Annotated in this window: 12 protein-coding genes; 7 read left to right on the top strand and 5 right to left on the bottom strand. The window is 59.8% G+C overall.

The window, feature by feature from the left end; genetic code table 11:
* Window positions 1-48: 48 nt before the first annotated feature.
* Entirely contained in the window at window positions 49-681 is a 633-nt protein-coding gene (locus FGL86_RS01315; protein ID WP_147182908.1) for an outer membrane protein, read from the bottom strand.
* A 199-nt stretch (window positions 682-880) separates the two neighbouring features.
* Between FGL86_RS01315 and FGL86_RS01310 the strand changes: the two genes are divergently transcribed.
* Entirely contained in the window at window positions 881-1,633 is a 753-nt protein-coding gene (locus FGL86_RS01310; protein ID WP_246131701.1) for an MliC family protein, read from the top strand.
* Window positions 1,634-1,795: 162 nt separating this feature from the next.
* On the top strand, window positions 1,796-3,436 hold the full coding sequence (locus FGL86_RS01305) for a BCCT family transporter (protein WP_147182905.1): 1,641 nt from the start codon (window positions 1,796-1,798) through the stop codon (window positions 3,434-3,436).
* Here FGL86_RS01305 and FGL86_RS01300 read toward each other — a convergent pair.
* Window positions 3,433-3,975, bottom strand: coding sequence for a DNA-3-methyladenine glycosylase I (locus tag FGL86_RS01300; RefSeq protein ID WP_147182904.1), 543 nt, complete (start codon window positions 3,973-3,975; stop codon window positions 3,433-3,435). The two genes, FGL86_RS01305 and FGL86_RS01300, sit on opposite strands and share 4 nt — an antisense overlap.
* 53 nt (window positions 3,976-4,028) lie before the next feature.
* Between FGL86_RS01300 and FGL86_RS01295 the strand changes: the two genes are divergently transcribed.
* The 4 genes from FGL86_RS01295 (at window position 4,029) to FGL86_RS01280 (ending at window position 7,250) form a co-directional block, all read left to right on the top strand.
* Window positions 4,029-4,499, top strand: a complete 471-nt coding sequence (locus FGL86_RS01295; RefSeq protein WP_246131700.1) for a DUF411 domain-containing protein — start codon at window positions 4,029-4,031, stop codon at window positions 4,497-4,499.
* A gap of 36 nt (window positions 4,500-4,535) precedes the next feature.
* On the top strand, window positions 4,536-4,976 hold the full coding sequence (gene gloA, locus FGL86_RS01290; RefSeq protein WP_147182903.1) for a lactoylglutathione lyase: 441 nt from the start codon (window positions 4,536-4,538) through the stop codon (window positions 4,974-4,976).
* A 24-nt stretch (window positions 4,977-5,000) separates the two neighbouring features.
* Window positions 5,001-5,702, top strand: a complete 702-nt coding sequence (locus FGL86_RS01285) for a uracil-DNA glycosylase family protein (RefSeq protein WP_147182902.1) — start codon at window positions 5,001-5,003, stop codon at window positions 5,700-5,702.
* Between the two features lie 69 nt (window positions 5,703-5,771).
* Window positions 5,772-7,250, top strand: a complete 1,479-nt coding sequence (locus FGL86_RS01280; protein ID WP_147182901.1) for a DUF3360 family protein — start codon at window positions 5,772-5,774, stop codon at window positions 7,248-7,250.
* On the opposite strand, the gene FGL86_RS01275 is transcribed toward FGL86_RS01280, so the two are convergent.
* The gene (locus tag FGL86_RS01275; protein ID WP_186764454.1) at window positions 7,247-7,651 is read right to left on the bottom strand and encodes a DoxX family protein; all 405 of its coding nucleotides are present in this window, start codon (window positions 7,649-7,651) and stop codon (window positions 7,247-7,249) included. The two genes, FGL86_RS01280 and FGL86_RS01275, sit on opposite strands and share 4 nt — an antisense overlap.
* A gap of 150 nt (window positions 7,652-7,801) precedes the next feature.
* Between FGL86_RS01275 and FGL86_RS01270 the strand changes: the two genes are divergently transcribed.
* Window positions 7,802-8,245 (top strand): META domain-containing protein, encoded by a 444-nt coding sequence (locus FGL86_RS01270; RefSeq protein WP_147182900.1) that lies wholly within the window; start codon window positions 7,802-7,804, stop codon window positions 8,243-8,245.
* 84 nt (window positions 8,246-8,329) lie between these two features.
* Here the strand turns inward: FGL86_RS01270 and FGL86_RS01265 are convergent, their stop codons facing one another.
* Window positions 8,330-11,290, bottom strand: coding sequence for a valine--tRNA ligase (locus FGL86_RS01265; RefSeq protein ID WP_147182899.1), 2,961 nt, complete (start codon window positions 11,288-11,290; stop codon window positions 8,330-8,332).
* 122 nt (window positions 11,291-11,412) lie between these two features.
* Complete coding sequence (locus FGL86_RS01260; protein WP_147182898.1) at window positions 11,413-11,877, bottom strand: DNA polymerase III subunit chi; 465 nt, start codon at window positions 11,875-11,877, stop codon at window positions 11,413-11,415.
* Between the last annotated feature and the right edge of the window lie 26 nt (window positions 11,878-11,903).

Here is an 11,903-nt window from a genome sequence, read left to right as displayed (position 1 = left end):
TCCACTATCGCCTCAATCGATCAAACATTAGCCAAGATGAAGGACTAATTAAAAGTTATAGGCAATACCTAGCTGTACAAGGTTCTCCGTCGGATCAAACTTCACTTTTGATCCTGATTCCTTATAGCTATTATCCGAGTAGCTGGTCTGTGACCAATCCAGGCGCAGGTCCATCTGTGGTGCGATAGCGGTTTGCACACCGACCCCATAACGAAAGCCGTTATAGTTATCGTCTTCGGTTCTTGATCCGGCCCCATTGACACTCTGTCGAACCTCGAACTTGGTGCGCTGATAGCCTACGCGAGCATAGACATCAGTGTTCCGCGTAGCCTCCAGACCTGCCAGCAGCCCAGCGCCGTAAGACTCTTTTGCCTCGGCTTTTACATTCACATTGTCGGTTCGGAGCTTGCCATCAGCGTTGCTCGTGCCGACGTTGATTTCCGGTGCAATAAAGAAGTCATTAGCCAAGGTAAATTTCATACCTGCAAAGAGCCCGCCCTGGATACCGCTCAAGTCTTGATCCGCATAGGCGGCGCTGGTGGTCGAGCCTTGATTGACTTCAGCACTGACGCTTTGGTATCCCACCTGGCCGCCAATATAGGGCTGAGGGCTGGCGGCTAATGCAGTCGCTGAAAAACCTGCCAGGATCAGGCTGGACGCTAATATCGTTAACTTTTTCATTTATGAAACTCCTTATTGGATGGATATTATTTTATTGATTAATATTAGTCTACTAAATATATGAACGTTTAGCAAGTGCCCGGCGAAGCATTAACGCCTGTGCCCCGGTTTGTGTTAAAAAAAGTTTTTTAATGATTTTCATAATAATCAAGGAGTCGGAATACTAATGCCCATGTTTTGCCATTTTAATTATCGGTACTTGCCATCGCTGCTCGTAGCGACTCTATTACTGCCGGGGTGCGTTTCGTCTTCGGGACCGGATGAAAAGCAAGTAGCGCCGCCGACGGTTCGTGAGGCGGATGCTTTCGGCGTTACAGGCGAGTCCACATCGCTCGAGAAGAAAAATCCCGCCCCCCTGCTGCCCTCGGCGCTTTTTCCCGGCGAGGCGAAGGAGTTCGTCGCCTGGCGCTGCACGCCGGCTCAGGATCTGGTTTCCGCGGCGACCCCTCGGAAACTGCGCCTGTGGTCCGGTCAGGGCGCCTATCGTCTTGAGCCGGCGGTGGTGGCCTCCGGTGCCCGCTACGTGAAAGCTGACCTCAGCTTCTGGAACAAGGGGAAGGAAGCCACGGTGGAAAGCGACAAGGGGCGGCTGCGCTGCGAGCAGGATGAAACCCGTAAGGTGCTGACGCGCCGCCAACGCCCCGACGTCATGTTTCACGGGCGTGGTAACGAGCCCGGCTGGACAGTGCGCCTGGCCAGCGATCGGCCGCGACTGGCGCTGATGCTGGACTATGGCGAGCGTGAAATCGACGCCGCCTATCGAGTGACCAGCCTGGATAACGACGCGGGCCGAGTCACTTTGGAAAGCGCGCGCAAGGATCTGCCCTTTACCCTGAGCCTGGAAGGCCGCGCCTGTTTCGACGCCATGAGCGGCGAACCCTATCCGGCCCGGGTCACGCTACGACTCGACGGCAAAACCTATCGAGGCTGCGGTCAGGGCATCGCGCCATGAAAAAATGCGCGCGATATCCGCGGCGGTTGCGCTAGTATGCCCTGACACCTCTGATGACAAAGCTTGACGAAAACGCGACGAATAGACGAATAAAAGTCATTAGGCGACCGTTTGTCGTCTAGAAGACTTCAATCATGCGAAGGTACGCAACGAGACACGACAATGACCAAAGATAGAACTCCGCAGTGCGACGCCGCCGCCGTGCCCAAGGATTCGCTTATCGATACCGACTACGTGGTTGGTCAGGACAACGTCGAAGGGAGCTTTGGCCCTTTCAGTTTCGATATCCACAACCGGGTCTTCATGATTTCCGCAACGATCAGTATCGTCTTCGTCGTGCTGACGCTGCTATTTCCAGAGGCCGCCGGTCAGGTCTTTCAAGCGGTGGTGAATTTTTCCATCAAGACCCTGGACTGGTACTTCATTATTCTGGTCAACCTGTATCTATTTTTCTGTCTTGCGCTGGTGGTATCGCCCTATGGTGCCGTGCGTCTGGGGGGCAAGACCGCCACACCGGACTACTCCTATCTCTCCTGGTTCTCGATGCTGTTCGCTGCAGGGATGGGGATCGGACTGCTGTTCTTCGGCGTGCTCGAGCCGGTTTATCACACCACCGTATCAATGCCGTTGAATACACCATCCCCTTTCGGTGCCGATGGCGAACTCGTTCCGGGGAACATTCCCGAAGCGCGGGCAATGGGGCTTGCAGGAACTTACCTGCACTGGGGGCTGCACGGCTGGGCGATCTATGCGCTGATGGCGCTGTCCCTGGCGATCTTTACCTACAACAAGGGGCTACCTTTCTCGATCCGTTCTTCCTTCTATCCGATTCTGGGTGAGCGGGTCTGGGGCTGGCCGGGTCACATCATCGACGTGCTGGCGGTCTTCTCGACCCTGTTTGGCCTGGTGACTTCCCTGGGCCTGGGGGCGCAGCAGGCCAATGCCGGCTTCAACTATGTCTTCGGCATGGAGATCAGTCTCACCACACAGATCATCATCATCGTCGTCGTTACCGCCGTGGCGCTGATTTCGGTCTGGCGGGGACTCGATGGCGGCGTCAAGGTGCTTTCCGAGATCAACATGGTCACCGCCTTCCTGTTCTTTCTTTTCGTACTTTTCGCGGGCTCGACGCTTACCGCCTTGAATACTGTCTGGGAAGGCGTGACGGCCTATGCACGGGAGATCGTGCCGCTTTCCATGCCGTTTGGCCGCACGGACGACGCCTATCGTGAGGACTGGAGCGCCTTCTACTGGGCCTGGTGGGTATCCTGGTCGCCCTTCGTCGGCATGTTCATCGCCCGGGTGAGCCGGGGCCGCACGGTGCGAGAATTCATCGTTGCGGTACTGCTTGTACCAAGCCTGGTGATCTTCATCTGGATGGGGGTCTTCGGCGGCATCGCTCTCGATCAGGTCTTCAGCGATCCGCAAAACAGTCTGGTGAAGGCCAATGTGATCGACAGCTATAGCCCGGAACTGTCTCTTTTCGGCATGCTCAACGAACTGCCGTTTCCGAATATCGTCTCGACCATTGCCATTATCCTGACGCTGATCTTCTTCGTCACTTCCTCGGATTCCGGCTCCCTGGTGGTGGATACCATCACCGCCGGCGGCAAGACGGATGCGCCGATCCCCCAGCGGATATTCTGGGCCACCGCGGAAGGCATGATCGCCATCGCGCTGCTGGTGGGTGGCGGCCTTACTGCCCTGCAGGCGGGGGTGACCGCCACCGGGCTGCCATTTTCCCTGGTGCTGCTGGCGATGTGCTATTCGGTGTGGAAGGCGCTGTCCAGCGAGCCGCGCTAGTCGAAGGAATCCATCCAGGGCGGTGCGGCGGCGAGGATTCGCGATTGCACCGGGCAGTCCTCGCGATGGGCGCCGGGCAGGTAGCCGGTGCTCATCAGGAATTCGTTGACGATTTCCGGGCCGGTAAAGCGGAAGATTTGGCGAAACAGCTTGACCCATTCCGCCAAGGGTAGCGGGTGATGGTAATCGAGCCAGGCCTTGAAGCTGCCGAATGCTTCCTGTAGTTCACGAACCACTCGAGCGTCATGGATTGCGGCGTCGATCTTGCGCCGGTTGCGAATGATGCCGGCGTCATTCAACAGGCGTTCCCGTTCGGCTTCCCCGTAGGCAGCCACTCGCGCGACCTCGAAGCCCTCGAAAGCCGCCTGGAAGGCCTCGCGCTTCTTGAGCACCGTCAGCCAGGAAAGCCCCGCCTGATTGATCTCCAGAATCAGGCGCTCGAACAGCACGTCGTCATCCGCTACCGGGAAGCCGTATTCGCTATCATGATAAGGGCCATGGAACGGATGAGTCGGGGCCAGGTCGCAGTAGTCGGCCATGGGGTTTCCTCACAGGATGGCGATTTGAAAAGCGATGGGGAGCTATCATAGACATGAAACAAACACGAGAAAATCCGATGAAGACATCACTCTTTAGCAGCACCTTGCTGGGCTTGGCCCTGAGCCTGGCCGGCACCGCGGTCTGGGCCGCGCCTACCGTCGAGATGTGGAAGGACCCCAACTGCGGCTGCTGCACCGCCTGGGCGGAACACATGGAAGCCAACGGCTTCGAGGTGATCCAGCACAAGACGCGCCAGATGGCCGACGTCAAGCGCGAGCAGGGGGTGCATTCCCAACTGGCATCCTGTCATACCGCCACGGTGGGCGAGCACGTCATCGAGGGCCACGTGCCTGCCAGCGACGTGAAGCGTCTGCTGGAGAGCGATGCGGCGCCCGCGGTGCTGGCGGTGCCGGGCATGCCTCACGGTTCCCCGGGCATGGAAACCGGGCGCGTGGACGAATACGCGGTCTATCTGTGGCGTGACGGAGAAAAACCGCAGGTATTCAACCAGTATCCACAGTGACTGTCACTGATAACCAGGCTTGGAGGGCTTTTCAGCATGCAATATCTTCACACCATGGTCCGGGTCAGCGACCTGGATGCGTCGCTGCATTTCTACCGCGATCTGCTGGGAATGGAAGAAGTCAGTCGCCAGGAAAACGAGAAGGGTCGGTTCACCTTGGTCTTTCTGGCGGCACCGAAGGACCGCGAACGCGCTGAAGAAGACCAGACACCGATGCTCGAGCTGACCCATAACTGGGACCCGGAAGAGTACGGCAGTGGACGCAACTTCGGTCATCTGGCCTATCGGGTGGCGGATATCTACGCGCTCTGCGAAAAACTCCAGGACAACGGTGTGACCATCAACCGGCCGCCTCGGGATGGCCACATGGCCTTCGTCAAGAGTCCGGACGGCATTTCCATCGAGTTGTTGCAGGTGGGAGAAAATCTGGCGCCAAAAGAGCCTTGGGCCTCCATGGAAAATACGGGTTCCTGGTAGGATCCAATTCACCAAGGAGGGTTTATGCAGCTAAGCGATTCGTTACGCACCGTCTTTCGCCGGGAGGCGGAGCATCTCGAGGGTATCGACCTGGACGTCTATCGTCAGTTCCACAAGGACCCGCTGGAGCCGATCATTGGTCTAGGGCCTGCCGACGCACCGATCGGTTTCTTCGGTCGGGACCCGGGGCGCCAGGAGATCAAGCACGGGGTTCCCTTCATCGGCAGCGGTGGCCAGAAGGTGCGTGCCGGTCTCTATCAGGCCCTTCATGGCGAACCCTTGCCGGATTTCGAGGCGTCTCTGGAAGTCGGCAAGCACGTCTTCTGGGCCAACACCGTGCCCTACAAGCCGGCGGGCAACAAGGCCTGGGCCATGGCGGTCAAGAAGCGTTTTCAGCCGCTGATGGCGGAGCTGCTGGTGGAACACTGGCGGGGTCGTAGCCTGATCACCCTGGGTCGCGAGGCCTTCCTATGGTTCGGCATCCATCAACCCAAGGAGGTGCGCCAGGCCCTGGAGGCCTTCTGGAAGCGCGAGGATCGCTTCGAAACGTCTCATAGCACGATCCTGACCCTGGAGGACGGCCAGTCCGCGACGTTCGAACTGGCGCCGCTGCCGCATCCCTCGCCGCTCAATCAGACCTGGTACAAGCGTTTTCCCGGCCTGCTGGAAGCGCGCTTGCGAAACCTGAATGTGGCGAAGCGGCTCGGGAAGTCGGCATTAACCTAATGTCCGGTTGTGACTTGGTAGGGACGTCACTAGAGTTGACGAAATTTTTCTCCATTACCAAGTAACTATATGACCGACATTAATGAGGTAGATTACCGTCGGCGGCGCAAGCCGCGGAATGAATTCACCAGCCGAAAGGATTACCTGAACCACGAACTGCAGAGCATGGCGCCACGGCGATGGCGGCCCAATCTGCCCGGCCGGGACTATCGTTTCGAGTTCGAGGACTGGGTGCCGGCCATGGCGGCCACCATCGGCAAGATCGTGATGGTGGCCGCCATCGTCACGGCCTTTGCCGCGCCGCTTGGGCTATCCGATGAGTTCGTCATCGAAAACGTTCGCTACGAGATGCTGCTTGCCGCGGTGCTGTTCGTGGTGCTGGTATCCGGCTTCCTGAACCCGCGCAGTAATCTGGCGGGTACCCACGGCCCTTTGATTCCGTTGGTACCGCTGATCGTCGCCTCCGGCGGTCATCCGATGGCCCTGGGGCTGATGATCGGCGTGCTGGGGTTCCTGTTGGGGATCTTCAAGGGCGGCAGTCTGCTGGCCAAGTTGACCAGCAACGGCGTCGCTGGCGGTTTGCTGCTGTACCTGGGCTTTATCGGTATTTCCAGCCAGATCGGTAAGCTCTTCGCCTGGGCGGAAGGCTTCGACATGGCCTATCTCGCCTTCGTGGTGATCATCGCCACCATTCTCATGTACGCCTACCTGGAGCATCTACAGATGCGTTGGTTGGCGATCCCGATGGGTTGTCTATTGGCCGGTGTCTTGTCCTTCGCCCTGGGCGCGCCCTTTGAGTTTTCCACGGAGCCGGGCATTCCCAATATGAACCCGTTCTACTGGTGGGGAGAAACTACCGGCTGGCAGTTGGGTCTACCTGAATTTCATCACTTCGTTACCGTGGCGCCTTTCGCCCTGCTGGCGGTGGCCATGTGGTCTCCGGATTTCGTCGGACATCGAGCTTTTCAGCAGCTCAACTATCCACCGAACACCGAGCGGGTGATCATGGACATGGACGATACCGCGATCACCGCATCCGCACGGCAGATTACCGGCAGCCTGCTGGGTGGGGGCAACATTACCTCGTCCTGGGGCACCTATATCGTGCCGGCGGCGATTGCCCGGCGACCGATTCCCGCCGGCGCCGTCCTTACCGGCCTGCTCTGTGTTGTGGCCGCCATCTGGGGATACCCGATGGATCTGGCGGTCTGGCAGCCCGTGCTCAGCGTGGCGCTGCTGGTCGGTGTCTATGTGCCGCTGCTGGAAGCCGGCATGCAGATGACCCAGAAGGGCAAGACGACCCAGTCCGCCGCCATCGTGATCTTCTCTTCTGCCCTGGTGAATCCGGTATTCGGCTGGTCGTTGACGGTGCTGCTGGACAACATGGGGCTGATCGGCAGCAAGGAGCGGGGCAAGGAACTGGGTCATATGGGTCGCTGGATCATTCCGGGCGTGGTGTTTCTGGTTCTTTGCGTGGTCATGGCAGGCGTTGGCATGTTTCCGGGGCTGCCCGCCGTGTGGGAGTCGTTCCGCGATCTCCAGCCCTAGTCGGGGCGCACCGCCATGCGTCCGCTTCCCAGAAATATCAGGGCCAGGGCGCCGAACAGGAAAAGGCCCTGGAGTTCCAGGGCCCAGCCGCCGCTATCTTTCAACGTCAGCAGTTCGCCGGTATGGGCCAGGAATAATGCCACCAACATGTTGCCCGCCATGAAAATGGCGGCGATGCGCGCACGCCAGCCGACGATGACCATCACCGGCGCTACCACTTCACCGATCAGCACTCCATAGGCCAGGAAATGCGGTAGATCATGGCGCGCCAGCAGGCTGGCAATCCAGTTCATTGAATCCGGATTCATCAGCTTGGCGGTACCGTGAAACAGAATAAGCCCGGCGACGGCCAGGCGCAGGATCAGCTTGCCCAGGTCGTCGTTATGGAGCATGGAAGGCATAAGGAGTTCCTTGAAGCATTGGGAGCGCGAGAGTAACGTTGCCAGCCGATAGTAGCCTGACCGACGGTTGATTATCGGCCCCGACGGTAAACGACTTGAACCTTGACTCTCTTCCTCTACAAAAAATCTCATGAACAGAAAGGAAACCTCATGAAGAAGATGCTGCTTATTCTGGCGCTGACAACGATGGGACTGGTCGCTGGCTGTGCCAGCGACGCCGGGTCCGTGGCACCACCGCAGGATGACAAGAAGGGCGCCGCGGTAATGGAGCAGCGTTGGAACCTGCTGCTGCTGGGCACCAGCGAACGCTGGCGCGGCAACGGCGAGACTCCCTGGATCGAGATTGATTCCGATGGCCGGTTGAGCGGCAGCAACGGCTGCAACCGGCTAATGGGAGAAGTGAGCTTTCCGGAAGGCCAGCGTATCGAGATCACCCGGCTCGCGTCCACACGCATGGCCTGCCCGAACCCTCAGAACAGCCAGCGGGTCAATCAACTGCTGGAAAATGCCTATCGCTACCTGATCGATCACGACCGGCTGGTGCTGCTCGGCCCGAACGGTCGGGTGCTGGGCGGGTTTCGCCGAGGGAAATGAGTCATTCTCACAGCTGATCCATCTAGCGTGAAAAAAAGCCCCAGGATCACACCGTGAGGCTTACGTGAAAGCAAAGCATTCAACTTACAGTGCGCCGATCTTGGCCTGCTGTTCTGCCAGTAGAGCACGAGCGCTTCGCATTTCCTTGAGCTTTCCGCGCTCTTTTTCCACCACCGCCGGGGGCGCCTTGGCGAGAAAACTCTCGTTGCCGAGCTTCTTCTCGGTGCCGTCGATCAGCTTGTCCTGCTTGGCGATTTCCTTGGCGAGCCGGGCGAGTTCCGTGTCCTTGTCGATCAGATCCGCCATGGGCACCAGCACTTCCATGTCGCCGACCAGCTGGGTTGCCGAGAGCGGCGCCTGGGCCGGGTCATCGAGCCAGGTGGCGCTTTCCAGCTTGGCGAGCCGGGCAAGAAAGCGGCGATTGGCTTCCAGTCGTGCCTGATCCGCCGCGCTGCCTTTGGTCAGCAGCAGTTCCAAAGGCTTGCCCGGGGCGATGTTCATCTCCGCGCGAATGTTGCGCACCGCGACAATCACGCCCTTGAGCCAGTCGATATCCTGCTCCGCTGTCTCGATGATCTTCGCAGGCTCCGGCGTCGGCCAGGGCTGGTTCATCAGCGAGTCGCCCTCGGTCCGCTTGCCGGCGCTGGGGGCGATACGCTGCCAGATTTCCTCGGTGATGAAAGGCATCATCGGATGGGCTAACCGCAGAGTAGTCTCCAGTACCCGTACCAGGGTGCGGCGGGTGCCGCGCTTGGCCTCGAGGGATGCGCTTTCGTCCCAGAGTACCGGCTTGGAAAGCTCCAGATACCAGTCGCAGTATTCGTTCCAGATGAAGTCGTAGAGCGTCTGGGAAGCGATGTCGAAGCGAAATTCTTCCAAGGCCTTGGTCACCCGGGTTTCGGTGCGCTGCAGTTTCGAGACGATCCAGCGATCCGCCAGGGAAAGTTCTACCGGTTCATTGCCTGCGCCGCAGTCCTGGCCTTCCGCGTTCATCAGCACGTAGCGGGAGGCGTTCCACAGCTTGTTGCAGAAGTTGCGATAGCCGTCCAGGCGGCCCATGTCGAACTTCACGTCCCGACCGGTGGTGGCCAAGGAAAGGAAGGTATAGCGCAGCGCGTCCGTACCGTGGGGTTCGATTCCCTCGGGGAACTCGTTTCGAGTGGCCTTGGCGATGGCCCTGGCCTTCTGCGGCTGCATCAAGTTGCCGGTGCGCTTCTCGATCAGGCGATCCAGATCGATACCGTCGATCAGATCGATGGGGTCGAGCACGTTGCCCTTGGACTTGGACATCTTCTGACCCTGAGCGTCCCGCACCAGGCCATGCACGTAGACCTGCTTGAAGGGCACCTCGCCGGTGAACTTCAGGGTCAGCATGATCATCCGCGCGACCCAGAAGAAGATGATGTCGAAGCCGGTGACCAGCACGCTGGTGGGGTGGAAGGTCGCAAGCTCCGGCGTCTGCTCCGGCCAGCCCAAGGTGGCGAAGGTCCACAGGCCGGAACTGAACCAGGTATCCAGCACGTCCTCGTCCTGGGTCAGGGTGACGTCCGGGGCCAGGCCGTATTTCTCCCGGGCTTCCTGTTCCGTGCGAGCTACATAAATATTGCCCTTCGCGTCGTACCAGGCAGGGATGCGATGACCCCACCACAGCTGGCGGGAAATGCACCAGTCCTGCAGGTCGCGCATCCAGGCGAAGTACATGTTCTCGTAGTTCTTCGGCACGAACTGGATATTACCGTTTTCCACCGCCTCGATGGCGGGCCTGGCGAGGCTCTCCACGGCGACGAACCACTGATCCGTCAGGTAGGGCTCGATGACCACCCCGGAGCGGTCGCCGAAGGGCTGCATGATCTTCTTGTTCTCCACCAGCGGCCGCTCGGCGCCGTCTTCGTCGCGTGTCGTCACCGCAAGGCCTTCCGCGGTGATGGCTTCGATCACCTGCTTTCGCGCCTCGAAGCGGTCGAGCCCGCGCAGTTCCTCCGGCACCAGGTTGACCGCGGAAACATCCTCCAGTGGCTCGCCTCGAGCCGCGCGGGTGGCAAGCGCTGCGCTTTCCGCGTAAGACAGACCGTCAACTCGCATCTGCGCCCGGGTGTCCATCAGGTTGTAGAGCGGGATGGCGTTGCGCTTGGCCACCGCATAGTCGTTGAAGTCGTGAGCGCCGGTAATCTTGACCGCGCCGGAGCCAAAATTCGGGTCCGGATAGTCGTCGGTGATGATGGGAATCAGACGCCGATGTTCCCTGGGACCGACCGGGATCTCGCACAGCTTGCCGACCAGCGGAGCATAGCGCTCATCAGATGGATGAACCGCCACCGCGCCGTCGCCGAGCATGGTTTCCGGACGAGTGGTGGCGATGGAAATGTAGTCCCGGGTTTCCCGCAAGGTGACGTTGCCGTCCTGATCCTTCTCGACGTATTCGTAGGTTTCACCGCCGGCCAAGGGATACTTGAAGTGCCACATGTGGCCGTCGACCTCGACGTTCTCCACTTCGAGATCGGAAATCGCGGATTCGAACATCGGGTCCCAGTTGACCAGCCGCTTGCCGCGATAGATCAGGCCTTCATCGAAAAGCCGCACAAAGACTTCCTGCACCGCCCGATAAAAGCCGTTGTCCATGGTGAAGCGTTCCCGGCTCCAGTCGAGACTCGCGCCCATGCGCCGCAGCTGCTTCGTGATCTGGCCGCCGGACTCGTGCTTCCACTCCCAGACCTTGTCGATGAAGGCCTCCCGGCCCAGGTCGTGGCGGCTCTTGTCTTCTTCCGCCGCGAGCTTGCGCTCCACCAGCATTTGCGTCGCGATACCCGCGTGGTCGGTGCCGATCTGCCACAGGGTGTTGTGGCCCTGCATGCGCCGCCAGCGGATCAGGGTGTCCATGATGGTGTCCTGGAAGGCGTGACCCATGTGCAGGCTGCCGGTGACGTTGGGCGGCGGAATCATGATCGCGTAGGGCTCGCCTTTGCCGGATGGCGCGAAGCGGTCGTCCGCCTCCCAGCGCTGGTACCAGGGGGTCTCGATGTGTTCCGGTTGGTAGGTCTTGTCCATGCAACGTGCCTGCGAAATCGAATGCCGCCGCCGAAGCGGGGGGCAGTAGAGAGTTGAGCGGAAAATGGCAGGGATTATAGCCCGTGAGGAGGGACTACGTCATGGCGGGTAAACACTCTGGGCTACGGCTGCTGGCCAGGCAGGTGATGGGCCTTGACCGGGTAGCCGCGGCTTTTGTAGATCTGCCAGCACTCGCGCTTGGCGATGAGCACGTCCTGATGTTGGTTGATGATCTCCGCGACCCGCTCGAAGCGGGAGAACCATTCGGGTATTTCCGCATGCAGGTTGAGCATGGCCTGGGCGCTGGGTTGGGCCACGCTCGGTTCCGGCGGCGCCTGCCAGCCGATGGTCACCGGCACCGGATCCGCCTCCTCCGGCGTCTCGTCACCCAGCAGGGCGTGGGGCACGTAGCTGTCCGGGCGAAAGGTCCACAGCGCCTCGTCCAGCGCCTTGGCCATGGCTTCGTCCTGGGCATGCAGGTGCAGCCGATAGCCCTTGCGGTAGATGGTTTCCGTCAGCCGGCAGGCGAAGTCCAGCCGGGCTTCTAAAGTAGTATCCGGAAGAACGTAGAAGTCGATCTGGGTCATGGATTAGCCGATATAAAAGACCACTC

It is taken from the genome of Pistricoccus aurantiacus (assembly GCF_007954585.1).
Classification (GTDB): Bacteria; Pseudomonadota; Gammaproteobacteria; order Pseudomonadales; family Halomonadaceae; genus Pistricoccus; species Pistricoccus aurantiacus.
This window is presented reverse-complemented; position numbering and strand designations above follow the sequence as displayed.